Genomic DNA, 24,774 nt, shown 5'->3' on the forward strand with positions numbered 1-24,774 from the left:
TCAGGATAGCCAGACCCGATCCATTACATGAACGCATGGATGATGCACCTATTTGTGACGTTGCGACGACGGCCTGCCGCCGTATCCTTCTTGCGTGCAATCACGGGGAGGGGGTCGCCATGCTGATGGAACACCGGACGCGCGACGGACTTGGCGCCTGGCTTGCCGCACGGCGGCCGGGGCACAGCCTTCCCGCGCCTCTCTATACCTCCGAGGACGCGTGGCTCGCCGATTGCGACGCCATCTTCTCGCGCCACTGGGTCGCCGTCGGCCTGGCCTGCGACGTGGAGGAGGCGGGCGACGTCATCGCGCTCGACATCGGGCCGTCGTCCATCGTCATCCTGCGCGACGAGGAGGACCGGCTGCGCGCCTTCCACAACGTCTGTTCCCACCGGGGCGCGCGTCTGGTGCCGCCCGGCCGGTCGGTGGTGGGCAAGCTGGTCTGCCCTTATCACCAGTGGACCTACGATCTGGACGGGGCGCTGGCACTGGCGCCGCACATGGGCGTCGATTTCCCGCGCGGCCTGCATCACCTCAAGCCTGTGGCGCTGCGCGACGTGGGCGGCATCCTCTATGCCTGCCTGTCGGACGATCCGCCGGACGACATCGACGAACTGGCACGCGTGATGGAGCCGCGCCTTGCGCCCTACGACCTGCGAAACGCCCGTGTCGCCCATGAGCAGGATGTGATCGAGGCGGGCAACTGGAAGCTGACGATGGAGAACAACCGCGAGTGCTATCACTGCGCGTCGAAACATCCGCAGCTGTCGCTTTCGTTCCATGCGGCCGACTTCGGATACGACCCCGACGGCCTGTCCGACGGCGAGCGTGCCGAGTCCGACGCGCTGGCCGAGGCCTACCGCCGTCACGGCGCGCACTGGGATGCCGAAGGGCTGCCCCATGCGGCCGTGGAACATACCGTCGGCTGGCCCACGAATTTCCGCACCCAGCGGCTCATCATCGCGGGGCTGGGCGAAAGCCAGACGCCCGACACGCGGGCGGCGGTGACGCTGCCGCTGGGCGGGCAGGACCGGCCGTGGTCGGGGGACATGCATCTCTGGGGCATCAACTCGTGGAACCACGTCATGTCGGATCACGCCGTCGTCTTCGCGGCCTATCCGCTGGGGCCCGACCGGACGCTGGTGCGGACCAAGTGGCTCGTCCACCGCGACGCGGTGGAGGGGGAGGATTACGACCTCGACAACCTGACGGCCGTCTGGCGCGCGACGAATGCGGAGGACGCGCATCTCGTGGCGCTGGCGCATCGCGGCGTGGCGTCGGCAGGCTATCGCCCTGGACCCTATTCGCGGTTCACCGAACGTGCGCTGGACGAGTTCTCGACCTGGTACGTCGACCGAATGACGGCCCATGGATACGCGGGATGAGCGATTGGGCGACCCGCCGCCGGCGCCGGTTTCCGTCCGACCGCTGGGGCACGTTGACCTGTCGCGCCGTGCGCGATGACGGGCCCGGTGTCCGCAGCTTCCTTCTGACGCCGTCGGACGGCAGCCGCGTAGAACACGACCCCGGCCAGTTCCTGACCTTCCGGATAGAGACGCCCGGTGGCACGGTCGAGCGGTGCTATACCATCGCTTCCTCGGCGGCGCGCGACGGCGGGGTGGAGATCACGGTGAAACGACAGCCCGGCGCGGCATCGGGCGTGCTGCACGATGTAATGACCGTCGGGGCCACCATCGAAGCCTTCGGGCCGTCCGGTCGGTTCGGCCCCGTCGCCTGGCCGGGCGAGGCCCATGCCCTGATCGCCGCCGGAAGCGGGGTGACGCCGATGCTGTCGATCCTGCGGACGGCCGCGGACCGGGGCATCGACCTCGACGCCGTCCTTGTGCAGGTCGCGCCGACCGTCGCCGACCTGATCGCGGGCGACGAACTGGCAGTCCTGTCGCGTTGCCTGCCCCGCCTTCTCGTCACGCGGATCGCCACGCGCGCGGCCGGACAGGTGCGGCCCGATGCGGCGATGCTGACGCGGATCGTGCCCGACATGGCGGCGCGGACGGTGCTCTGCTGCGGACCGCAGGGGTTCATGGAAATGGTGCGCGGGGCGGCACGCGATGCCGGCGTGCCCCCGGACCGCTACGGCGAGGAGAGCTTCGACTTCTCGTCGCCGGAAACCGAGATCACGCCGGGCACCGACGCCCCCCTGCGCCGCATCACCTTCGCGCGCACCGGCCGGGCCTTCGACTGCGCCGAGACGACGACGATCCTCGGCGCCGTGCGGGCGGCGGGCCTGCCGTTGCCGTCCTCTTGCGCGCGGGGCTTGTGCGGGACCTGCAAGACCTTCAAACATTCGGGCGAGGTCGTGATGGCGCACGAGGGCGGCATCCGCCAGCGAGAGATCGACCGGGGATTCATCCTGCCCTGCGTCAGCCGCCCCCTGACCGACATCGTTCTGGATTGCTGAAAGGTTCGCTGCCATGAAGGACACCGTCACCCGCGACCCGCTGCTGCAGCCTTATCGGTTGAAGCATCTGACGCTGAAGAACCGGGTGATGACGACCAGCCACGAGCCCGCCTATCCCGAGGACGGCATGCCCAAGGAGCGGTACCGGGCCTATCACGCGGAACGGGCGAGGGGCGGCGTGGCGCTGGCCATGACCGCGGGGTCGGCCGCCGTGTCGCGCGACAGCCCCCCTGTCTTCAACAACATCCTGGCCTATCGCGATGAGGTCGTTCCGTGGATCGCGGAGTTGACCGACGCCTGCCACGAACACGGCTGCGCGGTGATGATCCAGCTGACGCACCTGGGTCGCCGAACCACCTGGAACAAGGGCGACTGGCTGCCCTCCGTCTCGCCCGGGCCGCACCGCGAACCCGCGCACCGCGCCTTTCCGAAGGTGATGGAGGACTGGGACATCGCCCGCATCATCACCGACTATGCCGACGCGGCCGAGCGGATGCAGGCGGGCGGCATGGACGGGGTCGAGCTTCAGGCCTACGGGCACCTGATGGACCAGTTCTGGTCGCCGCTGACCAATGCGCTGACCGGCCCTTACGGTGCCGACACGCTGGAGAACCGGCTGCGCTTCACCTTCGACGTGCTGGGCGAGGTCCGCAAACGGGTCGGGCCCGAATTCATCGTGGGGCTGCGCTATACCGCCGACGAGACCCAGCCCGGTGGCATCGACGCGGAGGAGGGTATCGAGATTTCCCGCCGTCTGCGCGACAGCGGGATGGTCGACTTCCTGAACGTCATCCGGGGCCGCATCCACACCGACCCCGCCATGACCGATGTCATTCCGATCCAGGGCATGCGCAGCGCGCCCCATCTGGATTTCGCGGGCGAGGTGCGGCGGGCGACCGGCATGCCCACCTTCCACGCCGCCCGGATCCAGGATGTGGCCACCGCGCGCCATTCGATCGCGGAGGGCCTTCTGGACATGGTCGGCATGACGCGCGCGCACATGGCCGACCCCCATATCGTGCGCAAGATCGTGGAGGGCCGGGAGGAGGACATCCGGCCCTGCGTCGGCGCGAACTACTGTCTCGACCGGATCTATCAGGGGGGCGAGGCGCTCTGCCTGCACAACGCCGCCACCGGGCGGGAGCTGTCGATGCCGCACGATATCCCGGCCGCCGCGACGCCCCGTCGCGTGGTCGTCGTGGGCGCCGGTCCCGCGGGGTCGGAGGCCGCGCGGGTGGCGGCCGCGCGCGGGCATGACGTCACCGTTCTGGAGGCGGCGGACGGCCCCGGCGGCCAGGTCCGCCTGACCGCCCGCTCGCCCCGCCGGGCCGAGATGATGGGGCTGATCGACTGGCGCGTCGCACAATGCGAGGCGGCGGGCGTCAAGTTCCGGTTCAACACCTGGGCCGAGGCCGGGGACGTGCAGGCTTTGGCCCCCGACGTGGTCATCGTCGCCACCGGTGGCATGGCGCATACGCGGCTTTATGAGACGGGCGAGGATCAACCCCATGTCGTGACGAGTTGGGACATCCTGACCGGCGATGTCGTGCCCTCGGGCCACGTTCTGATCTACGACGAGGCGGGCGACCACGCCGGCCTGCAGGCGGCCGAAGTCGCGTTGAAGGCCGGGGCGACGGTCGAGATCATGACCCCCGACCGCACCTTTGCCCCGGAGGTGATGGCGATGAACCTGGTGCCCTACATGAAGACCTTGCAGCACGACGACGTGACCTTCACCGTGACCCGGCGCCTGAAGGGGGTGGAGCCTGCCGGCAACCGTCTGCGCGCGACGATCGGCACCGATTATTCGGACCGGCTGACCCATGCGGACTACGACCGGATCGTCGTGAACTATGGCACGTTTCCGCTGGACGACCTCTATTTCGACCTGCGCGACGGGTCGGTCAACGACGGGGCAGTGGACCATGACGCCCTGATCGCGGGCCGCCCGCAGGATGTGCGGACAAACCCGGAAGGAAGCTATCAGCTGTTCCGCATCGGCGACGCGGTGTCGGCACGCAACACCCATGCGGCAATCTATGACGCGCTGCGGCTGATGAAGGACCTGTGACCGGAGATGGTGGCGGTGCAGGGACTTGAACCCCGGACACGCGGATTATGATTCCGCTGCTCTAACCAACTGAGCTACACCGCCACTGGCGCGCGAAATACGGCCAGTCGCGGGGGGCGTCAAGTCCGTGAGCGCCTTTTCATCCTGCCTTGCACATGCCATCGACCGTCGTCGGAGGAGACCGCGATGAAAGATCATTCCGACGCCCTGTCCGACCTGCGCGACCTGCTGGGCAACGGCCACGTCCTGACGGGCGATGCCGTCGCGCATCTGGCGACGGACTGGACCGGCAAGTGGCATGCCGATCCGCTGGCTGTGGTGCGGCCCTCCGATACCGCGCAGGTCGCGGAGGTGGTGAAGCTGGCGGCGCGACACGGGCTGGCCGTGGTGCCGGTGGGTGGCAACACGGGTCTCGTCGGGGGCACGGCCAACACCGGGGCCCTGATGGTGTCGCTGGAGAGGATGGCGGCAATTCGCGAGATCCGGCCGGAGGCAGGAATCGCAATCGTCGAGGCTGGGGTTGTCCTGTCCCATCTTCATGCGGCGGCGGAGGATCACGATCTGATCTTTCCCCTCACCTTCGGCGCACGGGGCTCGGCGCGGGTCGGCGGGTTTTTGTCCACCAACGCGGGCGGGTCCAACGTGGTGCGGTATGGCCCGACGCGGGGGCTGGTGCTGGGGCTTGAGGTAGTGCTGGCGGACGGGCGCGTGCTCGACCTCATGTCGGAGCTTCGCAAGGACAACTCGGGCTACGACCTGCGCGATCTCTTCATCGGGGCGGAAGGCACGCTGGGCATCGTGACCGCCGCCGTCCTGCGGTTGGCCTCGCGCCCGCGCCACCATGCGGCGGCCTTCGTCGCGGTCCGCGACCTGCCCGCCGCGCTGACCCTTCTGCGCCGGCTTCAGGCCGCCACCGACGGCGCGGTCGAAGCCTTCGAGTACATGCCGCGCACCTACATGACCGAACTGGTCAGGCACCGTCCCGACCTGCGACAGCCGTTCGCCCCACGCGACCATCACGTGATGGTCGACCTCGGTGGTCTGTCCCGGCCCTTGGGCGATGTGCTGGAGGATACGCTGGCGGAGGCGGTCGAGTCAGGCGAGGTGCTGGACGCGATGGTCGCCCAGAACGAGGCGCAGCGCCGCCTGATCTGGGAGATGCGCGAGGCGGCGGCCGAAATCACCTTCACCCGCCTGCCCATCGTCGACAACGATGTCGCGCTGCCGCTCGACCGGGTCGAGACCTTCATCGACGACATGCACGCCCGCCTGGCCAAGATGGACCCCGCGGCCGAGACGCTGATCGTCGCGCATCTGGGCGACGGGAACGTGCATCTGACGGTCTATCCGACCGACGACGGCGATCTGGACGGGATTCGTTCCATGGTCGAGGATGTGACGGTCTCGCTCGGCGGATCGATCAGCGCGGAACACGGGATCGGGTTGTCGAAGCTGTCCACCATGTCGCGGCGCAAGGATCCGGTGGCGCTGGACGTGATGCGGGCGATCAAGCGCGCGCTCGACCCCGATGGGCGCATGAATCCCGGCAAGGTGGTCCCCGACGCCTGATCCCCGTCAGCCGCGCGGCGCGAACTGCGTCAGCGCCAGCCCTGCGGCCATCAGGACCAGGCCGCCCACGCGCAGCGGCGACAACGCGACCTGCCTTGCCCCGAACAGGCCGAACTGGTCGATCAGGCCGGCGGAGACAAGCTGCCCCAACAGGACGAAGAATACCGCGTTGCCCACACCGAAGACCGGGGCGATCCAGGTGATCGACAGGACGTAGAAGGCCACGAGGACGCCTGCGCCGAACAGATGCGGCGGCTGACCCGCCAGCCGCGTCAGCGCGCCGGGACCTGTCAGCAGGGTCGCCACCCCGGCGCAGGTCAGCGCCACGGTGAACAGCACCAGGGCCGCCGCAGCCGGTCCGCCGATGTTCGCGCCGAGCCGGGCGTTCAGGGCGGCGAGGACGGGGATGCCGAACCCCGCCGCGAGCATGATGAGGGCGTGATGCGTCATGCCCTGTCCACCCTGTCCAGCCAGCTTCGCAGGGCGCGCGTGGTCACCTCGGGCTGTTCCAGCGTGGGCAGATGGCCCGCGCCTTCGACGACCACCAGCGTTGATCCTTCGAGCAGGTCGTGCATCGCCTCATGCCGGTGGAGCGGGCAGAGCGCATCGTCCCGCCCGCAGAGGACGAGGGACGGCACGGTCACGGTGGCCAGGGTATCCTGACGGTCGGCCCGCGTCTGCAGGGCGCGCGACTGGCGGACGAAGACGGCGGGGCCGAGAGCTTCCGCCATCGCCGTGCAGGTGTCGAGGATCGCGCCGCGACGGGGTCCGTCGGCCAGATAATTGGGCTTCATCTCGTCGCGCATCACAGCGCGCAACCCGCCGTCGCGCACGCTCGCGATCTGGGGTTCGCGGCCTTTGGCCACCTCGGGATGCTCGGCCTTGGGGTTCGTATCCATCAGGCACAGCCCCGCGATCCGGTCGGGGGCCTGCGCCAGCATCTCCATCGCCACGATCCCGCCCATGCTGAGGCCGGCCAGGGCGAACCGGGGCGGTGCGTGGGCCAGCACCTCCGCGGCCAGGGCGGCTGTGGTATCGTGACCGGTGATCGGAGCGATCATGACGGCGCGATCATGGATGGCCGCGATCTGGGGGGCGAACAGTCGCGCGTCGCACATCATTCCCGGCAAAAGCAGCAGCGCGGTCAACGGCAGCTCCCGGAAAGGATCGGGACCATCGGTCCGATGGGGGAGGGCAGGGTGGTCATCTGCGGCATACTCCGGCGGCTGCACCCCTGTTTCTGGCCTGCTTCCGGCTTCCATCGCAAGCGCCGGGGCGTGGAATCGGGGTCCGTAGCTTTTGCATACGGTAACAGGGGCGCGGACACGACGTGGCAGGTTTCCGCCGATCATGAAATATGGAAGTCGGGCGCAGGAAGGCAGGTTCATCAACGTGTCCGTCCCGGTCGCGCCGAGGCTTCCATCCACGTTAACCATTACGCGCTTTCTGGCGGGTTTCCGCCGTGCTAGCCTCGTCTTCGATGGTTCATGCCTTCGGGAGAGAATGAATGACTGAGTTCTTCTTGCTCGCCGTTGCGGTGTTCGCCGCGCTGGTTCTGGTGAGGCTGCTGACCCATGACTGGAAAGCGCCTGAGGACACCGAGGAGGCGGAGGGCTAGACGTCCGCGCCCAGATGTCGCGCGCCACGGGCGCGGGCCAACTCCATCTGCCGCATCCTTTCCCGGAACCGGTTTCGATCGGCCTCGGCGAAGGTGTCGAGGCAGAGGTGACAACTGACCCCCGCCTCGTATTCCGGGCGCGACTTGTCCGAGGGATCGAGCGGCCGGCGGCAGGCATGGCAGAGGACATGGTCGCCGGGCACGAGACCGTGCCCCACGCTGACCCGGTCGTCGAAGACGAAGCAGCCCCCGTGCCACAGGCTGTCGGACGCGGGCACGTCTTCGAGATACTTCAGAATCCCGCCCTGCAGGTGCATCACGTCCTTCACCCCCTGCGCGCACAGGAAGGCGGTGGATTTCTCGCAGCGGATGCCGCCCGTGCAGAACATGGCGATCCGCCTGCCCTGGAACCGTGCCGCATTGGCCGCCCACCACGTGGGGAACTCCCCGAAGGACGCTGTGCCGGGGTCCACCGCGCCAGCGAAGCTGCCGATCGCGACCTCGTACGCATTCCGCGTGTCGATCACGACGGCGTCCGGGTCGCGGAGGACCGCATTCCAGTCGCCCGGCTCAACGTAACGTCCGACGTTGCCCAGCGGGTCGATATCGGGTTGACCCATCGTCACGATCTCGCGCTTCAGGCGGACCTTCATCCGCCCGAACGGCGACGTGTCCGCACGGCTGATCTTCGGCTCCAACCCGGCACATCCGGGCAGGCCGCGCAGATGGTGCAGCAGAGCGTCGATGGCCGCCCGCGTGCCGGCGACGGTTCCATTGATCCCCTCGGGTGCCAGAAGGAGCGTGCCCGTGATCCCCTGCGCCTCGCAGAGGGCCTGCAACGGGCCCTGAAGGGTCGCGAGGTCGGCAAATGCCGTGAAACGATAGAAGGCTGCGATGACGGTCATGGGATGCCGATATGCCGTTGCGCCCGCCCCCTCAACCCGTAGGCTGCGACGGACAAGGAGAGTGACGCCATGACCAACGCCCTGATCGTGATCGACGTGCAGAACGGCTTCTGCCCCGGCGGCAACTTGGCCGTGGCGGGGGGCGACCGCATCGTGCCGGGCATCAACGCGCTGATGGAAGACTTCGACCATGTCATCCTCACGCAGGACTGGCATCCGAAAGGACACTCATCCTTCGCGTCCTCGCATTCCGGCGCACAGCCCTATTCGACCACGCAAATGTCCTATGGCCCCCAGACGCTCTGGCCCGACCACTGCGTCCAGGGCACCGAGGATGCGGAATTCCACCCCGGTCTGCGGACCGACCGTGCCCGTGCCATCGTCCGCAAGGGGATGAATTCCGCCATCGACAGCTACTCCGCCTTCTTCGAGAACGACCGCACCACGCCCACGGGTCTCGACGGGCTGCTCCGCACGCTGGGCGTGACCGACCTGACGCTGGTGGGGCTGGCCACCGATTTCTGCGTCGCCTTTTCCGCCATCGATGCCGCGCGGCTGGGGTTTGCCGTGACCGTGCGGCAGGATCTGACCGGCGCGATCGACCTCGACGGCTCGCTCGCGCGGGCGCGCGACGACATGGCCGCTGCCGGCGTCACCCTCGCCTGATCCGGGCGCCCACCCTTTCCAGGAATTCCGCACATGATCGACATCGCCACGCGCGTCTGGAACCAGCGATGGAGGATCGACCCGATCGTCCGATCCCTGATCGACACCGATTTCTACAAGCTGCTGATGTGCCAGTCGGTGTTCCGCAACCACCCGGACACGCGCGTGCGGTTCAGCCTCATCAACCGCTCCTCGGACGTGCCCCTCGCGCGGTTGATCGACGAGGGAGAGTTGCGGGAACAGCTCGACCACCTGCGATCGCTGTCGCTGACGCGCGGGGAGTCCACCTGGCTGCGCGGCAATACCTTCTATGGCAAACGCCAGATGTTCCGTCCCGATTTCATGGAGTGGTTCGAGACGATGCGCCTGCCGCCCTACGACCTGCAGCGGGTGGGCGACCAGTACGAGCTGACCTTCGAGGGCAGCTGGCCCGAGGTCATGCTGTGGGAGGTTCCGGCCCTTGCCATCCTGATGGAACTCCGCTCCCGCGCGGTGCTGCGCGACATGGCCCGGTTCGAGCTTCAGGTCCTCTACGCCCGCGCGATGACGCGGGTGTGGGAAAAGGTGGAGCGGTTGCGTGCCCTCGACGGGTTGCGGCTTGCGGATTTCGGCACCCGGCGGCGCCATTCCTTTCTCTGGCAGGACTGGTGCGTCCAGGCCCTGCACGAGGGGCTGGGCAGTGCCTTCACCGGCACGTCCAACTGCCTCATCGCCAAGGACCGCGACGTGGAAGCGATCGGTACCAACGCCCACGAACTGCCCATGGTCTATGCCGCGCTGGCCGAAGGCGACGCCGCCCTCGCCCGCGCGCCCTATGACGTGCTGGCCGACTGGCAGGAGGAGCACGACGGCAACCTGCGCATCATCCTGCCCGATACCTACGGCACGCCCGGCTTCCTGCGGAACGCGCCCGACTGGCTGGCCGGCTGGACCGGCATCCGCGTCGATTCGGGCGACCCGGCCACGGGCGCCGAAACCGCGATCCGCTGGTGGAAGGAGCGGGGGGAGGACCCGACGGAAAAGCTCGTCATCTTCTCCGACGGGCTCGACGTGGCGAAGATCGAGGAACTCCACGCCCGCTTCGCCGGCCGCGTCCGCGTGTCCTTCGGCTGGGGCACGCTGCTGACCAACGACTTCCGCGGCCTCGTCGCCGGCGACGCCCTGGCCCCGTTCTCGCTAGTCTGCAAAGCCGTCTCGGCGGACGGCCGGCCGACGGTCAAGCTGTCGGACAACCCGAGGAAAGCGATGGGGCCGTCGTCGGAAGTCGAACGCTACAAGCGGGTGTTCGGGGTGGGCGAGCAGGTGGGGATGGAGGTGGTGGTTTAGGGGCCGGAAATTAAATCTTCAATTGAGTACACTAGCCCAACAATAAACATTCGAGTCCGGATCGCATCATTTAGGCGTATCTTAGTTTTTACGCCGCCTGAGTCATCGAAATCTGCGTTGTGTACGATTAAATTTCGTCGATTTGCAATCGACGAAAGTAAGCCTCGACAACTCTTTGCCGTGAGACCAAGATATGCGCCGATTTTCTTCCATTTTTCGTCAGCCTTCCAGATGAACGAAAGTCCATCTGCAACGTCATTCGGAGATTGAAATGTCATTCGTTCGACTGTTTCACGTATTAGTGAGCGAAAGGCTATCGCACTTGCGGCGGAATTATTTTCCAGTAACGAGTATATACTATCAAATCGGCACGCCTCCGAAAGAAGCCTTTTTTCTTGAACGATGCTATTCTCAAAACGATGCGTCGAGATTTCGATGATGAGCTGCGTGATGTAGTCATCAAGCGCAGACACCGTGCTCACCCAAACAAACCGGAGTGCGAAATCAGCCCTTAGCCCGTTTTTATTAAGGTGATTATAAATAACAATAGCTTCATCCGCCTCTTCAATGTGTTGAAGAAAGCGGTTACCGGCTGCAGTCTTCATCAAGTAGAATCTCAATTTTTTCTACAATAGCATTAAAGATTAGATTGAAACTTTCAGCATTCTTTACGGCATTATCGAGAGCATTCCCATATAGACCTTTAGCACTCAACGCAGCGCGATCCATGGAAAAAACAGGAACCTCATCTTCATTTGCATAATGAATAAGCGATTGAAAATCTGGTATCCGAGCCAATGCGTAGATACCCTCGATGTCGTAACGTAGTTCAGCCTGCCACTCTTCATACGCTGCTTTGTAACAAGATTTTTTATAGGTCATCCCGTTCTTTTGGAGGCGAGGGAAAAGTTGATCTTTCACAACGCCATCGACAAGTCGGATTCTTTCGTCGAATTTCTTGGCGGCTTTACTCGAGTGCTTGTTAAATCTTGAATTTAAAGTCCCTAAAAATTTCGGAACGGTACCGGGCAGTCTATATTCCGCCGACTCAAAGCGGTCTAGGTGCATTTTTTTCCAGTTCGTCCAGCGTGTTAAGTATTCACCTAACGTCTTCACTGCCATTGCGGAAAAGGGATCTGGATTGGTCGGGACAATGAAAGATGAGCAAAACATCAAAAAGTTTTGATTGATCGCGCCAAGGCCAGGGTTCAGATCAATTAGCGTTATATCGATATCATGGTATTCCTCAATTTCACTTACAAGTTCGCTTAGTGCTCCTGGGAGATTTTTCAATGCCGAAAGGGAGCCGGCAGTCTCTTGAGCAAGGCTTAGTTGACCTTCATAAATTGAGAGTTCTGGGTGCCCTGGAAGGAGAAACAGTTCGTCATTATTTGTAGCAGTCGGACAATCAAAGGGTTCGATTGCTGAAGGCTGTCCGTCGAAGACCGGCAGGACTCCATCTTTAATATTTTTACTTCGGGTATTGGCGTCCTCGTAGTAGGCATCGAACCTATCGGTTCCCAAGACCATTGCCGATAAATTAACCTGAGAGTCACCATCGACAAGAAGGACCTTTTTTCCTTTCTCAGTATATTTCCATCCAATATTATATGCTGATACAGTTTTCCCGACGCCGCCCTTATGATTGAATATAGCAATACGTTCAGTCATGAGAGAGCCTTGTTAATGATTAGCAGTCGTGATCGTGCACTATGGAAGACGGCCCCGCAACGCCTTTATTTCCCCCCGCCGCTTCTTCGCCTCCACCCGCTTGCGCTTCTGGTTGGCGGAGACCTTCGTCTTCACCCGCTTCTTCGGCACCACCGTCGCCGCCCGCACCAGCTCCGCCAGCCGGTCCCGTGCGATGTCGCGGTTGCGGGCCTGACTGCGTTCGTCGGAGACCTGGATGACCACCGCCCCGTCCTTCGTCCAGCGTCGGCCCGCCAGCCGCCGCAGGCGTGCCTTGACCGGGCCGGGGAGGGAGGGCGAGCGGTCGGCCTCGAACCTGAGTTCCACCGCGCTCGACACCTTGTTGACGTTCTGCCCGCCGGGGCCGGAGGCGCGGACGAACTGCTCGGTCAGCTCCCAGTCCTGGATCTCGATCTTGGGCGTGACGGTCAGGGGCATGGCGATTCCGCTACGGGTCGAAATTAAGAAGGCCGCCCCTAGTGTGGAGCGGCCTTCCGAAAGGTTCAGGAGGCGGGGTCGGTTAGACGCATCCACCCCGGATGAGAACGTCCAAGGGCTGCCTCAGACGTGGACACCCGAAGTTGTCCCGACCGCATTCTCCACCATCTTTCTTGACACTGGATCACCTCCTTTCAATGGGTTGCCGATGGGGTACGTTCGCACAGATGTGGTGTGCGTCAACCCCCTTTACGCAACCCGTTGCGCAAACTTCCGCGTGATGACGCGAAACGGCACCAGCGCCAGCAGCGCGATCGACAGCTTGACCGACCAGTCCGCCAGCGCCAGCCCCACCCAGTAGGGCCCGACCGCCGTCACCGCGTTCGCCCAGGCGACGTCGCCCCAGCCGGCGGACAGGGGCAGGAAGGCGGCGAAGGCCAGGGTGAAGAAGATCGCCGTGTCCACCACGCTGCCCACCAGCGACGACACCAGCGGCGCCGTCCACCACGCCCGGTCCCGCAGGCCGGAGAAGACGGCAAGGTCCACCGTCTGCGCCGCGAGAAACGCCGCGGCCGAGGCCAGCGCGACGCGCGGCGTGACCAGCGGCCCGAACTCCCCCGCGATCTGCGTGCCGATCAGGGAGCAAACCAGCCCCGCGGCGAACCCGCTCAGCACCACGCGGCGGGCCGCGCGGGGGCCGTACAGACGGTTGGTGACGTCGGTCACGAGGAACGCCAGCGGATAGCTGAACGCCCCCCAGGTGAGCCAGCCGTCGGCCACGAGGAACTGCACGCCCACGTTCGACGCGACGACGATGACGGCCATCGCGATGATGGCGGGAAAGAGCTTCATGGATCTGGTCCGTTTTGACATGGTGGTCGGAGACATGGCCCGAAAGGGCAGGGCCGCGATCTACTCCGACGCCTTCCACGGTGCAAGGTGGTCGGTCCGGAACGCCCGGGGAACGGCATCGCGCCCGTCGAGGATCAGATCGGCCATGACTTCGGCCACCTTGGGCGCCATGCCGAACCCGATCTTGAACCCGCCGTTGACGATATGATGCCCGGGCCGGCACGGCCAGGCCCCCAGAAACGGCGCGCGGGAGCGGGCACGGGGGCGGACGCCGGCCCAGCGGGCGATGACCCTGGCCCCGGTCAACGCGGGCACAGCCGCGATGGCCCGGTGCAGGACGCAGTCCAGTTGCGTGTCGGTCGTATCGGGGGTGTCGAACTCGCGCTCCGACGTCGATCCGATCGCGGTGGTGCCGTCGGCATGAGGCACGATATGCAGGCCGTCCGCATAGAGTTGCGGCAGGTCGCGGCGGTCGAGGTCGAGAAGGATCGCCTGACCCTTGACGCCCCCGCCCGCCGGTCTTCCGCGGTCGTCCCGCATCGCAGCGAGCCCCTGCCAGCCGGTGGCATGCAGCACCTCACCCGCGACGTCTCCCCGCCGTACGATCTCACCGCCATGCTCGCGGATCGCCATCGCCAGCGCCTCACAAGCGCGACGGGGATGGAGGCGGGCGGTCAGCGTATCGCGGATCACCAGCGCCGTGCCGGGCGACCAACCGTCCGGCGCAGGCTCCACCGACCACTCCGCCCGCCCCTGCCAGAGCGCCGCCACCCCTGCCGCGCGCTCCTCTGCGCGGGCCAGCGCTTCGGCACCCGCGATGGGTTGCAACCGGCCGGTGCGGGCATAGCCCGGATCGTCCCCGGCATCCGCGACGCCGGCCCACCAGTCGTCAGCCATGAGCAGGCTCTCCAGTTGAAACGCCTTCTTCTCGTTCCATTGCTCGGGCACATGCGGCGCCAGCGCGCCCACGATGCCGCCCGAGGCACCCGCGCCGATACCAGCAGGGTCGATCACCCGGACGCGCGCTCCGCGTCGCGCCATTGCCCAGCCGCAGGCCAGCCCGAAGGCGCCCGCCCCCAGAATCGTCACGTCGACAGTCATCGCGCCCCTTTCCGTCCGGTCCCATCAGCGCCATAGGACAGGACATGGACGGCGAAAACCTCTCTCCGGCGATCGAATGGCGCGACGGCACGCCCGTCGCTCTCCGGTTCGACGATCCCTACTATTCACTCGCCGGGGGCGCGGCCGAGACGCGCCATGTGTTCCTGGCGGGAAACGGCATTCCCGCGCGTCTGCGCTCCGGGTTCCATATCGCCGAACTCGGGTTCGGCACGGGCCTCAATGCGCTCGTGACCGCGCAGTCGTGGAAGGGTGACGGACGGTTGCGCTTCACCTCCTTCGAAGCGTTCCCGATGACGCGTGACGACATGGCAAAGGCCTTGGCCGCGTTCCCCGAACTCGGCGGCGGCGCCTTGCTGGACCAGTGGCCGGGGTCACGCATCGTCCTGCCCGGCATGGACGTCGAGCTCGTGATCGGAGACGCGCGTGAGACGTTGCCCGTCTGGGAAGGGCACGCCGATGCCTGGTTTCTGGACGGGTTCTCACCCGCCCGGAACCCCGAACTCTGGACCCCGGACCTGATGGCCGAGGTGGCGCGTCACACGGCGTCGGGCGGAACCTTCGCCACCTATGCCGCGGCGGGGCACGTCCGTCGCGCGCTCGCGTCCGCGGGTTTCACCGTCGAACGGGTGCCCGGCTTCGGCCGCAAGCGCCACATGACGCGCGGGTGTCTGTCGCGATGTGATCCGGCCTAGTTGCCGCGCGTCGCCTTCGACCCGGCCGGCGCAAGCTCTGCATAGCCCGATTTCAGCCATGACATCAGGCGCACGTCGCCCGTGCTGCCGCTGAGCCGCGCGCGATAGGGCAGCAGGCTTTCGGACACGCGCATGATATAGTTGCGCGTCTCGGCGAAGGGCACGTCCTCGATCCAGTCCACGATATCCACCGACGGATCGGCGGGGTGGCCCATGTCGGACGACCAGCGATGCGCGCGGCTTGGGCCTGCGTTGTATGCGGCGGGAACGAGAACGGGGGAAAAGCCGAACTCCGTCTCCAACTCGCCCAGATAGGCGGTGCCGAGGCGCGCATTGTAGAGCGGGTCCGAGGTCAGCGATGCCTGCCGGTACTCCGCCCCGAGCAGCTTCGCCATCTCGCGCGCGGTGCCCGGCATCAACTGCATCAGGCCGGACGCGCCCGCGTGGGACACCACGACCGGATCGAACTCCGACTCGCGGCGGGCAATTGCCAGCGCAAGCTCGGGCGCCACGGGGCTGTCGAGCTGGGCAAGGTCGGTCAAGGGGAAATACCCCTCATGCAACTCATGCCCCGCTTGTGCGGCCCGCTTGGCGATCAGGAGGGCGATGTGCGGATCGTCCATCTCGTCCAGCGCCACGTCGATCAGGCTGCCGATCTCCGGCCGTGTCAGGCTCTCGGCCAGATGGGTCATGAACCGCTCGGCCAGCGTCCGCTCGCCCGCCGCGTCGAGCAGGCGTGCGGCGGCCAGAACGCTGCTGCCGGCGAAGGTGGTGCGGTCAAGCGGCGGAAAACTCTCTGTCCCTGCAAGGAGCGGATCGGCGGGCAGCGACGCCCGTTCGGCCGCGAGCTGGCCGTAGAAGCTCGTCTGATACTTCGCCCCCATGCCATAGGCCGAGGCCGCGCCCGCTGCGTCGCCCGAAGCTTCCAGCGCCCGGCCCAGCCAGTATCCGGCGCGCCCCTTGCTGATGGGCGACAGGACGTTGGCATCGAAGGTGCGGAAGTGCTCCACCGCCCGCGCCGGGTCGTTCATGAACCGCAGCGCGATATACCCGGCCAGCCATTCGTTCGCGGCGACGGTGCTGTCCGCCTCCTCGGTCGACAGTGCATTGGGCAGGTGATGGTTCGCCGCGACGCGGTAGGCATCCTCGCGGCGGCCGTCCTGCATCAGGCCGCGTGCCAGCCGCTCGCGATGCTGGGCCCAGGCCTCCGGGTGGCCCAGCGTGTCGGCGCTTTCGTCATGCGCGAACAGCAGCGTCAGCGCGTCGTCGATGCGGCCACGGTCGAGCCGCCAGCGGAACCGTTCGTAGGCCAGCCCCTGATGGTCGCGCCAGCCTTCGGGCACCGCCTCGATCAGGGTGTCGACCCCGCCGCGCCCGTCGCGCAGGGCAATGCGCGCCCGCGCCAGCGCGGCCTCCGGGCCCGAGACGCGGTCCAGGACCCGCTTCGCGGACTGCGTGTCGCCCGACCAGGTCATCGCATCCAGCCGCGCAGCGTCGAAAGGGTGCAGCAGGGTGCCGAAGATCTCGCGGAAACCCGCCTCGGCCGCGGCGGACATGGGGCGGGTCAACCAGGCCTCGATCGCCACGGTTTCAGCCTCGGTATCGCGGCCCAATGCCTGCAATGCGATGGCAAGAACGAGCGCCCCGTCCGGTGTCTCCGGCGTCCGGCCGTCGAAGAAGGCCACGATGCGGTCCGGCGCCGTCGCCGGCGGAATGTCCTGCTCGACCTTGGCTCTCAAAAGCTCCAGCCCCGGCCAGTCGGGGTTCCGCTGCAGAAAGGCCTCCCCCTCCGCGAACGTCCCCTGCCGCGCGCGGAGCAGGTGCCACATCAGGATGTCGCGGGCCACGGGATCGGCGATCGGCGTGAGGGCGGCGCGGATCGCGGTCTCGCCCCCGGTCCGGAGCGCGGCCATGCCCGCGGGCAGTGCGGGATCGGCGAGAGCGGGTGACCCGCAGGACAGGGCGGCACAGACGGCCAGGGCAAATCGGAATGTCATGGCGCGACCATAGCGTGAATTCGCGGCTTGCGCGACGGGCAATCCTGCGCCCGATTAAAGATCAGCGCCTTGCCGCGCGACCCTGCCGCCGTTAGGTTCCGCGCGACCCCCGACCGACAGAAGGACGCGTCGATGTTCAAAGGCTCCATGCCCGCGCTGGTGACGCCCTTTCGGGGCGACGAGGTCGATTTCGACGCGCTCGACGCCCTTGTCGACTGGCAGATCGACGAAGGCAGCGACGGTCTCGTACCCGTCGGCACCACCGGCGAGAGTCCGACCCTGAGCCACCGCGAACACGAAGCCGTGGTCGAGGCCGTCGTCCGTCGTGCCGCGGGCCGTGTGCCCGTGATCGCCGGCGCAGGTTCCAACAGCACGCGGGAGGCGCGGCGCCTGGTGGAACACGCCAAGGCCGTTGGCGCCGATGCGGCGCTGGTCGTGACGCCCTACTACAACAAGCCGACGCAGGCGGGACTGATCGCTCATTTCACCGCCGTGGCCGAGATCGGTCTGCCGATCATCATCTACAACATTCCCGGCCGTTCCGTCGTCGACATGTCGCCCGTCACCATGGGGGAGCTTGCAAAGCTGCCCGCCATCGTCGGCGTGAAGGACGCGACCGGCGATCTGGCCCGCGTGTCGGCGCAGCGCATGACGTGCGGCACCGATTTCATCCAGCTTTCGGGCGAGGACGCGACGGCGCACGGCTTCAACGCGCAAGGGGGCACGGGGTGCATTTCCGTCACCTGCAACGTGGCGCCCGGCCTGTTGGCCCGAATGCAGGCGGCTTGCCTCGCAGGGGATTATGCCCCCGCGCTCGACATCCAGGACAGGCTGATGCCGCTGCATCAGGCCATATTCGCCGAGCCGGGCGTGGTTGGAGCGAAATACGCATTGTCGCTCCTGGGGCGCTGCGCGCCAGACGTCCGCCTGCCGCTGGTGGGTGCGACCGATGGCGTGAAGGACCGCATCCGCGACGCAATGGTCCACGCGGGCCTCATCGACTGACCGCCCCGGCTGGACAGCGCCGGGGGCCGCGCCTATCTGGCGACCATGGCCAAGGACGTCAAAGACAAGAACTACAAGGTGATCGCCGAGAACCGGCGGGCGCGATACGATTACGCGATCGAGGACGATCTGGAATGCGGGATCATGCTCGAAGGGTCCGAGGTCAAGTCGCTGCGGCAGGGCGGCGCGAACATCGCCGAAAGCTATGCCGAGGTTAAGGACGGCGAGCTATGGCTCGTAAACGCGTACATCGCCCCCTATTCGCAGGCCAAGACCTTCGGGCATGAAGAGCGGCGTCGGCGCAAGCTGCTGGCATCCAGGCGCGAACTGTCGAAGCTCTGGAACGCCAGCGCACGCGAGGGCTACACCATCGTGCCGCTGGTGATGTACTTCAACCACCGCGGCATGGTGAAGCTGAAGGTCGGCGTCGGCAAGGGCAAGAAGACCCACGACAAGCGCGAGGCATCGGCCAAGCGCGACTGGCAGCGTCAGAAAGCCCGGCTGATGAAGGACCACGGCTGAACCCCCATCCGCGCATCGTCGCTTGGGCGGCCTTGCCGGAGCCGGGCTTGCCAGACCGGCGGCGGGCTGGCACCTGACGATCTGGATCGCCGGAAGGAACCCGTCCCATGTCCATCCTCTCTGCCCTGCGCCTGAGCCGTGCGCCGGTCGCGGCCTTCATGGCCGTGGGCCTGACCTGGGGCTGCGTGGCGGCGATGGCGCCTGTGCTCAAGGCACGGATCGGCGTCGATGACGCGACCTTCGGGCTGCTGCTGCTGGGCACGGCGGTGGGGCTCGCGACGACCCTCTATGTCGCGCCGCGCTGGGACAGGCGGATGCGCGCGTTGGCCTTGCCGGTGGGCACCGTGATCCTCGGTCTGGCGGCGATGCTGCCTGCGGTGGCCTACACGTTGCCGCTGTTCTTTCTCATCCTCACGGTGATGGGCGCGACCTCCGGCCTCACGGACGTCGTGATGAACGCCCGCGTCTCGGAAATCGAATCCCGCCACGGGCAGAGCTTGATGAACGTGAACCACGCTATGTTCTCGGTGGCCTATGCCGTCTCGGCCCTGCTGACCGGCGCCATGCGCGAGGCGGGGTGGCCGCCCGAGACGATCTTCCCCGTGATCGGCGTCCTCGTGCTGTCCACGGCCCCGTTCCAGATGATGCAGGTCCTGCCGCCCGAAGACGGCGACGGACCGGCGCCACGCCTTCCGCTGAACCTCGTGGCGGTCTGCGGCGTGATCGTCCTGATCGCCTTCATGGCCGAATCCACCGTCGAATCCTGGTCCGCCCTGCACGTAGAGCGGACGCTGGGCGGCGGGGCGGCCGAAGGCGCCTTTGGCCCGGCGATGCTGGGCATGACCATGGCCGTCGGGCGTTTCTCGGGGCAGGCCGTCGCCGCGCGCCTGTCCGAACTCGGGGTGATCCGGGTCGCCACGGGGTTCGCCGTCGTGGGCGTCCTGATCGCCGCATCTGCACCCACGCCGACGGTGGCCTATGCGGGCTTCGGCATGATGGGCCTCGGCATTTCGGTGATCGGGCCGATGGGGCTTGCGCTGGCCGGTCGGATGTCGGCGCCCGGCCTGCGGACGGCGGTGATCGCGCGGGTCGCCGTGATCGGCTTTCTCGGCTTCTTCATCGCGCCCGCGCTCATGGGTCTGGGCGCGCAGGTTTTCGGCCTGCGGTTGGCCTTTGCACTCGTCGCGGTTCTGCTGACGGTGATCTGGCCGCTCAGCGCGGCGGCGCGGCGGGTTCCCAGTCGCCCCTGAACCCCCTGGGGACCAGCAGGTTGTGCGGCCCGAGGTCGTGGATGTCCTTCTCGCCGCATAGCGCCATCGTCGTGTCCAGCTCCTTGCGGATGACTTCCAGCGCATGGGTCACGCCCTGCTGGCCCATCGCGCCCAGGCCGTAGACGAAGGCGCGCCCGATGTAGGTGCCCTTCGCGCCCAGGGCGAGCGCCTTCAGCACGTCCTGACCCGACCTTATGCCGCCGTCCATGTGGACCTCCACCCGGTCGCCCACGGCATCGACGATCTCGGGCAGCATGCGGATAGACGACAGCGCACCGTCGAGCTGCCGCCCGCCGTGGTTCGATACGACGATGGCGTCCGCGCCCACCTGCAGCGCCATGCGCGCATCCTCCGCATCAAGGATACCCTTGAGGATCAGCTTGCCGCCCCACTTGTCCTTGATGCGCCGGATCTTGTCCCAGTCGAGCCGGGGGTCGAACTGCTCCGCCGTCCAGGACGACAGGCTCGACGCATCCCCCACGCCCTTGGCGTGTCCCACGATGTTGCCGAAGAACCGCCGCTTCGTCCGCGCCATTCCCATCCCCCACCGGACCTTGGTCGCTAGGTTGGCGATCGACGCGGGCGTCAGCTTGGGCGGTGCCGACAGGCCGTTCTTCAGGTCCTTGTGCCGTTGCCCCAGGATCTGCAGGTCCAGCGTCAGGACCAGCGCGTCGCAGCCTGCCGCGCGCGCCCGTTCGATCAGCCGGTCCACGAAGTCCTCGTCCTTCATCACGTAGAGCTGGAACCAGAACGGCTTGGTCGTATGTTCGGCCACGTCCTCGATGGAACAGATCGACATGGTGGACAGGGTGAAGGGCACGCCGAAGGCCTCGGCCGCGCGGGCCGCGAGGATCTCGCCATCGGCGTATTGCATCCCGGTCAGGCCGACGGGGGCCAGCGCGACGGGCATCGTCACCTCGCGCCCGATCATGGTGCCGGCGACCGATCGCCCCTCCATGTCGACGGCGACGCGCTGGCGCAGGCGGATCAGGTCGAAATCCGTCTCGTTCTCGCGGAAGGTCTGCTCGGTCCAGCTGCCCGACTGGCAGTAGTCGTAGAACATCCGCGGCACGCGGCGGCGATAGAGGGCGTGCAGGTCGTCGACGGTGGTGATGACGGGCGGCATGGGCGGTCTCCGGCGATGTTCGGGTGATGCTAGCGGGTCGGTCCGGGTGGCTCAATCCGCGAAAGGATCGGCTGGATAGGTCACACCCGTCAGAAACAGGCCGAACGGCGGCGCGACTGGCCCGCATGCGGCGCGGTCGCGGGCGGCCAGGGCCTGCGCCACCCGTTCCGGCGGCCAGGCGCCCGCGCCGACGCGCTCCAGCGTGCCGGCGATGGACCGCACCTGATTGTGCAGGAACGACCGCGACCGCAGGTGCAGGCGGATATCCTGACCGGTGGCGCAGGGCACCTCCTCGACCGTGATCTCGTCCATCGTCTTGACCGGCGACTTCGCCTGACACCCTGCCGCGCGGAAGGTGGTGAAGTCGTGCCGTCCGATCAGATGCGCCGCCCCCTTACGCATCGCCGCGACGTCGAGCGGTCCGATGACACGCCACGCCTGTCCCGCGTCGAGCGCGAGCGGTGCCCGTCGCGCGATGATGCGGAAGGTATAACGCCGCTCGACGGCCGAAAACCGGGCGTGCCAATCGTCCGGCACCCGCGCGCAGGCGACGATGGCCACGGGCGCTGGCTTCAGGTGCCAGTTGACCGCTTCCGACAGGCGGAACGGCGCCCAGTCGCGGCGCAGGTCCGCATGCGCCACCTGTCCAGTCGCATGCACGCCCGCGTCGGTCCGCCCGGCGGCCGAGACCGCTCCCATGTCCGGCTCCAGCTTCCGCAACGCCTCCTCCAGCGTCTGCTGGACCGATGCGGGGCCGTCCTGACGTTGCCAGCCCGCGAAGGGGCGGCCGTCGTATTCGATGCGGAAGGCATGGCGGGGCATGGCCCGCTGATACGGCGGTGCGCCGGCGGGGCGCAAGACGCCCCGAGGGACGGGCGGTTTCCCTTCGCCCGTTCCGCGCCTACATTGCCCGCGGAACCCCTGGGGATGTTTGCGCGACATGATCGGACGGATGGCGGACGCGGTGACGCGCGGGGTGGGCGACCTGACGGCAGGCGTGACCGAGGTGTTCGACCCGACCCTGCGGCTGGGCGTTACCGGCCTGTCGCGGGCCGGCAAGACGGTTTTCATAACCTCGTTGGTGGCCAACCTGATCGACCGGGGCCGGATGCCCGGCTTCACTGCCGGCAGCCGGATCGAGACCGCATTCCTGCAACCGCAGCCCGATGATACCGTGCCGCGCTTCGACTACGAAAGCCACCTGTCCGCGCTCACGTCGCGCGACCCGCACTGGCCCGAAGGGACCCGCGCGGTGTCGGAGTTGCGGCTGTCGTTCAAGGTCCGTCCGGCGGGGCTTCTGTCGGGGTTGCGGGGGGTGCGGACGGTCCATCTGGATATCGTGGACTATCCGGGCGAATGGCTGCTGGACCTCGGCCTGATGGAAAAGACCTACGACGAATGGTCCGAACGCGCACTGGCGCGCCTGACCTCCTGGAACGCTTCCGACTACGAGGCGGCGATGCAGGCCGTGGATGCGACCGCGCCGCTCGATGAGCCGATCGCCCAGAAACTCGCCCGCAGCTATACCGCGGCACTGCACCTTGCGCGCGATGCCGGCGCCTATGACCTGACACCCGGCCGGTTCCTTCTGCCCGGCGATCTGGAGGGATCGCCCGCCCTGACGTTCGCGCCCCTGCCGCCCGGCGAGGCCCCTCGCGGCAGCCTGCGCCGTGAGATGGCCCGCCGGTTCGAGGCCTACAAGTCGCAGGTCGTCCGCCCCTTCTTCCGCGACCACTTCGCCCGGCTCGACCGGCAGGTGGTGCTGCTCGACGTGCTGGGCGCATTGCGGCGCGGCCCCCGCGCGGTCGAGGAGATGCGTGCGGCCATGGCCGACATCCTGACCGCGTTCCGCCCCGGCACGCTGGGATGGCTCATGTCGCTTCTGGGTGCTCGCCGCGTCGACCGGCTGCTGTTCGCGGCGACCAAGGCCGATCACCTGCACCACGGCCAGCACGCCCGCCTGACCGCCCTGACCGAAGCGCTGGTCCGCGATGCGCGCAGCCGGGCCGATTTCGCCGGCGCCCGCACCAGGGCCATGTCCATCGCCGCCCTGCGCGCCACCGTCGAGGAGACGCGCGAGCATCAGGGCGTCGACCTGCCCGTCGTGCGCGGGCGCCTTCTGTCGACGGGGCGCGAGGCGGCGCTTTATCCGGGCGAGCTGCCCGACGATCCGTCCCACATCCTGAACCCCGCGCGGCAGGGGGCCGATGCCTGGCTCGACGGCGACTACGACCTGATGGACTTCGCGCCCGCGCCTCTGACCCTCCGGCCGGGGGAGGGGCCGCCCCATATCCGCCTCGACCGCGCGGCGGAGTTCCTGCTGGCGGACCGCCTGTGACCTCGCTTGCAATGGCTTGCATCGTGTCTAGCTATGGGACGACGCATCACCGGGATCGCCAGCCATGACCGACAGACCCCCACCCCGGTCGATCCTGTTCGACATCGACGATGCCGCACCGCGGACGCCCCGACCCGGAGCCGTCACCCTCGACGCCAGCGGCCCAATCGACCCGGCGTCGGCGCCACCCATCCCCGATGACGAAGTGCCGCCCGCCGCATCGGGCCGCGCGATGCAGACCATGGCCCTGCTCGCCACGCGGCGGCGGTCGCGGCTGGGCCGGTGGTTCTGGGGCCTGTTGGGCGCGGTGCTCACCTTCGCGATCTCGGTCGCGGCCTGGTCCTTCGTCACCGGGTTGTTGGCGGCGAACCCGGTGCTGGGCTGGGTCGCCACGGCGCTGATCGCGGCCTTCGTCGCCGTCAGCCTCGCCATCGCCTTGCGCGAACTCGTCGCGCTGTCGCGGCTCGCACGGATCGACGACCTGCGGACCGCGGCGCTCTCGGCGACGGACCTCACGTCCGCACGCCGCTTCGCCGACAGCCTCGTGGCCTTCTACGCGGGCCGTCCCGACACCCGCTGGGGGCGACAGGACGTCGCCGCCCGAAAGGACGACGTCTTCGACGCCGATGCCCTGATGGCCCTGGCCGAGCGTAGCCTCCTCGCCCCCCTCGACGCCGCCGCGACCCGCGAGGTCGAGGCGGCGGCCCGGCAGGTCGCGCTGGTGACGGCGGTGGTGCCCTTGGCACTGGCCGATGTGGTCGCCGCGCTGACGTCGAACCTGCGGATGATCCGGCGCATCGCGCTCATCTACGGCGGACGGGGCGGCACGCTTGGGTCCTGGCGGCTGGCGCGGACGGTGCTGACGCATCTGGCGGCAACCGGCGCGGTGGCGGTGGGCGACGACCTGATCCAGTCCGTCGCGGGCGGCGGCGTCCTGTCCAAGCTGTCGCGCCGGTTCGGCGAGGGCGTGGTCAACGGCGCGCTCACGGCCCGCGTGGGCGTCGCCGCGATCGAGGTGTGCCGGCCGCTCCCCTTCACCCACGAACGCCCGCCGCGCGTGACCGACGTGATCGGACGCGCCCTCACGGGGCTGTTCGGACGGTCGGGCGCCTGACGCGGCAGGTTTGCCACGTGGCCTTTCAATTCTG

General features: G+C 67.4%; 23 protein-coding genes and 1 tRNA gene. 12 read left to right on the top strand and 12 right to left on the bottom strand.

The genetic code is table 11. From position 1 onward, the window contains the following. Nucleotides 1-119: 119 nt before the first annotated feature. Genes JAN5088_RS12390 through JAN5088_RS12400 form a run of 3 tightly spaced genes read left to right on the top strand, consistent with a single transcriptional unit; the run spans nt 120 to nt 4,490 of the window. The gene (locus JAN5088_RS12390; RefSeq protein ID WP_199502154.1) at nt 120-1,385 is read left to right on the top strand and encodes an aromatic ring-hydroxylating oxygenase subunit alpha; all 1,266 of its coding nucleotides are present in this window, start codon (nt 120-122) and stop codon (nt 1,383-1,385) included. Continuing rightward, nucleotides 1,382-2,419 carry a flavin reductase family protein gene (locus tag JAN5088_RS12395; protein WP_055683106.1) on the top strand — a complete coding sequence of 346 codons (1,038 nt, stop codon included), beginning with the start codon at nt 1,382-1,384 and terminating at the stop codon, nt 2,417-2,419. The genes JAN5088_RS12390 and JAN5088_RS12395 overlap by 4 nt, the downstream gene beginning before the upstream one ends. Before the next feature lie 13 nt (nt 2,420-2,432). Continuing rightward, entirely contained in the window at nt 2,433-4,490 is a 2,058-nt protein-coding gene (locus JAN5088_RS12400) for an NADH:flavin oxidoreductase (protein ID WP_055683107.1), read from the top strand. A gap of 7 nt (nt 4,491-4,497) precedes the next feature. Here the strand turns inward: JAN5088_RS12400 and JAN5088_RS12405 are convergent. Then, nucleotides 4,498-4,574 (bottom strand) — tRNA-Met (locus JAN5088_RS12405). A 102-nt stretch (nt 4,575-4,676) separates the two neighbouring features. On the opposite strand from JAN5088_RS12405, the gene JAN5088_RS12410 reads away from it, so the two are divergent. Next, the gene (locus JAN5088_RS12410; protein WP_055683108.1) at nt 4,677-6,059 is read left to right on the top strand and encodes an FAD-binding oxidoreductase; all 1,383 of its coding nucleotides are present in this window, start codon (nt 4,677-4,679) and stop codon (nt 6,057-6,059) included. A gap of 6 nt (nt 6,060-6,065) precedes the next feature. On the opposite strand, the gene JAN5088_RS12415 is transcribed toward JAN5088_RS12410, so the two are convergent. The 3 genes from JAN5088_RS12415 to trhO form a co-directional block, all read right to left on the bottom strand. Continuing rightward, nucleotides 6,066-6,509, bottom strand: a complete 444-nt coding sequence (locus JAN5088_RS12415; protein ID WP_055683109.1) for a DMT family transporter — start codon at nt 6,507-6,509, stop codon at nt 6,066-6,068. Then, nucleotides 6,506-7,207 carry an alpha/beta fold hydrolase gene (locus tag JAN5088_RS12420; protein ID WP_055683110.1) on the bottom strand — a complete coding sequence of 234 codons (702 nt, stop codon included), beginning with the start codon at nt 7,205-7,207 and terminating at the stop codon, nt 6,506-6,508. Before JAN5088_RS12420 ends, JAN5088_RS12415 begins: the two co-directional genes overlap by 4 nt. Nucleotides 7,208-7,673: 466 nt before the next feature. Next, the gene (trhO, locus tag JAN5088_RS12425) at nt 7,674-8,582 is read right to left on the bottom strand and encodes an oxygen-dependent tRNA uridine(34) hydroxylase TrhO (RefSeq protein ID WP_055683111.1); all 909 of its coding nucleotides are present in this window, start codon (nt 8,580-8,582) and stop codon (nt 7,674-7,676) included. A gap of 69 nt (nt 8,583-8,651) precedes the next feature. Between trhO and pncA the strand changes: the two genes are divergently transcribed. Then, the gene (gene pncA, locus JAN5088_RS12430; protein ID WP_055683112.1) at nt 8,652-9,248 is read left to right on the top strand and encodes a bifunctional nicotinamidase/pyrazinamidase; all 597 of its coding nucleotides are present in this window, start codon (nt 8,652-8,654) and stop codon (nt 9,246-9,248) included. A 33-nt stretch (nt 9,249-9,281) separates the two neighbouring features. Next, on the top strand, nt 9,282-10,574 hold the full coding sequence (pncB, locus tag JAN5088_RS12435; RefSeq protein WP_177220050.1) for a nicotinate phosphoribosyltransferase: 1,293 nt from the start codon (nt 9,282-9,284) through the stop codon (nt 10,572-10,574). Here pncB and JAN5088_RS18675 read toward each other — a convergent pair. The 5 genes from JAN5088_RS18675 to JAN5088_RS12450 all read right to left on the bottom strand — a co-directional run bounded on the left by JAN5088_RS18675 (nt 10,571) and on the right by JAN5088_RS12450 (nt 14,654). Further along, nucleotides 10,571-11,179, bottom strand: a complete 609-nt coding sequence (locus JAN5088_RS18675; protein ID WP_143114657.1) for a HEPN domain-containing protein — start codon at nt 11,177-11,179, stop codon at nt 10,571-10,573. The two genes, pncB and JAN5088_RS18675, sit on opposite strands and share 4 nt — an antisense overlap. Further along, entirely contained in the window at nt 11,160-12,245 is a 1,086-nt protein-coding gene (locus JAN5088_RS18340) for a ParA family protein (protein ID WP_074962473.1), read from the bottom strand. The genes JAN5088_RS18675 and JAN5088_RS18340 overlap by 20 nt, the downstream gene beginning before the upstream one ends. A gap of 39 nt (nt 12,246-12,284) precedes the next feature. Then, the gene (arfB, locus tag JAN5088_RS12440; protein ID WP_055683113.1) at nt 12,285-12,701 is read right to left on the bottom strand and encodes an alternative ribosome rescue aminoacyl-tRNA hydrolase ArfB; all 417 of its coding nucleotides are present in this window, start codon (nt 12,699-12,701) and stop codon (nt 12,285-12,287) included. Between the two features lie 249 nt (nt 12,702-12,950). Beyond that, complete coding sequence (locus JAN5088_RS12445) at nt 12,951-13,553, bottom strand: queuosine precursor transporter (RefSeq protein WP_082429988.1); 603 nt, start codon at nt 13,551-13,553, stop codon at nt 12,951-12,953. 60 nt (nt 13,554-13,613) lie between these two features. Continuing rightward, nucleotides 13,614-14,654 (bottom strand): NAD(P)/FAD-dependent oxidoreductase, encoded by a 1,041-nt coding sequence (locus tag JAN5088_RS12450; RefSeq protein ID WP_055683115.1) that lies wholly within the window; start codon nt 14,652-14,654, stop codon nt 13,614-13,616. Between the two features lie 44 nt (nt 14,655-14,698). Here JAN5088_RS12450 and mnmC2 point away from each other — a divergent pair, with 44 nt between their 5' ends. After that, entirely contained in the window at nt 14,699-15,367 is a 669-nt protein-coding gene (mnmC2, locus tag JAN5088_RS12455; RefSeq protein ID WP_055683116.1) for a tRNA (5-methylaminomethyl-2-thiouridine)(34)-methyltransferase MnmC2, read from the top strand. Here the strand turns inward: mnmC2 and JAN5088_RS12460 are convergent. After that, the gene (locus JAN5088_RS12460; RefSeq protein ID WP_074962516.1) at nt 15,364-17,364 is read right to left on the bottom strand and encodes a lytic transglycosylase domain-containing protein; all 2,001 of its coding nucleotides are present in this window, start codon (nt 17,362-17,364) and stop codon (nt 15,364-15,366) included. The two genes, mnmC2 and JAN5088_RS12460, sit on opposite strands and share 4 nt — an antisense overlap. Nucleotides 17,365-17,496: 132 nt before the next feature. Here JAN5088_RS12460 and dapA point away from each other — a divergent pair, with 132 nt between their 5' ends. The 3 genes from dapA (at nt 17,497) to JAN5088_RS12475 (ending at nt 20,141) form a co-directional block, all read left to right on the top strand. Then, nucleotides 17,497-18,369 carry a 4-hydroxy-tetrahydrodipicolinate synthase gene (dapA, locus tag JAN5088_RS12465; protein ID WP_055683118.1) on the top strand — a complete coding sequence of 291 codons (873 nt, stop codon included), beginning with the start codon at nt 17,497-17,499 and terminating at the stop codon, nt 18,367-18,369. A 45-nt stretch (nt 18,370-18,414) separates the two neighbouring features. Then, nucleotides 18,415-18,891: an SsrA-binding protein SmpB gene (gene smpB, locus JAN5088_RS12470; RefSeq protein WP_055683119.1), complete on the top strand. Its 477-nt coding sequence runs from the start codon at nt 18,415-18,417 to the stop codon at nt 18,889-18,891. 107 nt (nt 18,892-18,998) lie between these two features. Continuing rightward, nucleotides 18,999-20,141 (top strand): MFS transporter, encoded by a 1,143-nt coding sequence (locus JAN5088_RS12475; protein ID WP_055683120.1) that lies wholly within the window; start codon nt 18,999-19,001, stop codon nt 20,139-20,141. Here the strand turns inward: JAN5088_RS12475 and JAN5088_RS12480 are convergent. Then, entirely contained in the window at nt 20,104-21,288 is a 1,185-nt protein-coding gene (locus tag JAN5088_RS12480; RefSeq protein ID WP_055683121.1) for an alpha-hydroxy acid oxidase, read from the bottom strand. The genes JAN5088_RS12475 and JAN5088_RS12480 overlap by 38 nt on opposite strands. Before the next feature lie 51 nt (nt 21,289-21,339). Continuing rightward, nucleotides 21,340-22,110: a tRNA pseudouridine(38-40) synthase TruA gene (gene truA / locus JAN5088_RS12485; RefSeq protein WP_055683122.1), complete on the bottom strand. Its 771-nt coding sequence runs from the start codon at nt 22,108-22,110 to the stop codon at nt 21,340-21,342. Nucleotides 22,111-22,228: 118 nt separating this feature from the next. Here truA and JAN5088_RS12490 point away from each other — a divergent pair, with 118 nt between their 5' ends. Both JAN5088_RS12490 and JAN5088_RS12495 read left to right on the top strand, forming a co-directional pair. Next, on the top strand, nt 22,229-23,626 hold the full coding sequence (locus tag JAN5088_RS12490) for a YcjX family GTP-binding protein (protein ID WP_055683123.1): 1,398 nt from the start codon (nt 22,229-22,231) through the stop codon (nt 23,624-23,626). Nucleotides 23,627-23,690: 64 nt separating this feature from the next. Beyond that, on the top strand, nt 23,691-24,740 hold the full coding sequence (locus JAN5088_RS12495) for a YcjF family protein (protein ID WP_055683124.1): 1,050 nt from the start codon (nt 23,691-23,693) through the stop codon (nt 24,738-24,740). Nucleotides 24,741-24,774 lie beyond the last annotated feature (34 nt).

It is taken from the genome of Jannaschia rubra (assembly GCF_001403735.1).
GTDB classification, from domain to species: Bacteria; Pseudomonadota; Alphaproteobacteria; order Rhodobacterales; family Rhodobacteraceae; genus Jannaschia; species Jannaschia rubra.

Bases quoted from the DNA above. Each gene is read 5' to 3' on its own strand.
- JAN5088_RS12390 (WP_199502154.1), top strand. From the start codon at position 120: ATGCTGATGGAACACCGGACGCGCGACGGACTTGGCGCCTGGCTTGCC.
- JAN5088_RS12395 (WP_055683106.1), top strand. From the start codon at position 1,382: ATGAGCGATTGGGCGACCCGCCGCCGGCGCCGGTTTCCGTCCGACCGC.
- JAN5088_RS12400 (WP_055683107.1), top strand. From the start codon at position 2,433: ATGAAGGACACCGTCACCCGCGACCCGCTGCTGCAGCCTTATCGGTTG.
- JAN5088_RS12410 (WP_055683108.1), top strand. From the start codon at position 4,677: ATGAAAGATCATTCCGACGCCCTGTCCGACCTGCGCGACCTGCTGGGC.
- JAN5088_RS12415 (WP_055683109.1), bottom strand. From the start codon at position 6,509: ATGACGCATCACGCCCTCATCATGCTCGCGGCGGGGTTCGGCATCCCC.
- trhO (WP_055683111.1), bottom strand. From the start codon at position 8,582: ATGACCGTCATCGCAGCCTTCTATCGTTTCACGGCATTTGCCGACCTC.
- pncA (WP_055683112.1), top strand. From the start codon at position 8,652: ATGACCAACGCCCTGATCGTGATCGACGTGCAGAACGGCTTCTGCCCC.
- pncB (WP_177220050.1), top strand. From the start codon at position 9,282: ATGATCGACATCGCCACGCGCGTCTGGAACCAGCGATGGAGGATCGAC.
- JAN5088_RS18675 (WP_143114657.1), bottom strand. From the start codon at position 11,179: ATGAAGACTGCAGCCGGTAACCGCTTTCTTCAACACATTGAAGAGGCG.
- JAN5088_RS18340 (WP_074962473.1), bottom strand. From the start codon at position 12,245: ATGACTGAACGTATTGCTATATTCAATCATAAGGGCGGCGTCGGGAAA.
- arfB (WP_055683113.1), bottom strand. From the start codon at position 12,701: ATGCCCCTGACCGTCACGCCCAAGATCGAGATCCAGGACTGGGAGCTG.
- JAN5088_RS12445 (WP_082429988.1), bottom strand. From the start codon at position 13,553: ATGAAGCTCTTTCCCGCCATCATCGCGATGGCCGTCATCGTCGTCGCG.
- JAN5088_RS12450 (WP_055683115.1), bottom strand. From the start codon at position 14,654: ATGACTGTCGACGTGACGATTCTGGGGGCGGGCGCCTTCGGGCTGGCC.
- mnmC2 (WP_055683116.1), top strand. From the start codon at position 14,699: ATGGACGGCGAAAACCTCTCTCCGGCGATCGAATGGCGCGACGGCACG.
- JAN5088_RS12460 (WP_074962516.1), bottom strand. From the start codon at position 17,364: ATGACATTCCGATTTGCCCTGGCCGTCTGTGCCGCCCTGTCCTGCGGG.
- dapA (WP_055683118.1), top strand. From the start codon at position 17,497: ATGTTCAAAGGCTCCATGCCCGCGCTGGTGACGCCCTTTCGGGGCGAC.
- smpB (WP_055683119.1), top strand. From the start codon at position 18,415: ATGGCCAAGGACGTCAAAGACAAGAACTACAAGGTGATCGCCGAGAAC.
- JAN5088_RS12475 (WP_055683120.1), top strand. From the start codon at position 18,999: ATGTCCATCCTCTCTGCCCTGCGCCTGAGCCGTGCGCCGGTCGCGGCC.
- JAN5088_RS12480 (WP_055683121.1), bottom strand. From the start codon at position 21,288: ATGCCGCCCGTCATCACCACCGTCGACGACCTGCACGCCCTCTATCGC.
- truA (WP_055683122.1), bottom strand. From the start codon at position 22,110: ATGCCCCGCCATGCCTTCCGCATCGAATACGACGGCCGCCCCTTCGCG.
- JAN5088_RS12490 (WP_055683123.1), top strand. From the start codon at position 22,229: ATGATCGGACGGATGGCGGACGCGGTGACGCGCGGGGTGGGCGACCTG.
- JAN5088_RS12495 (WP_055683124.1), top strand. From the start codon at position 23,691: ATGACCGACAGACCCCCACCCCGGTCGATCCTGTTCGACATCGACGAT.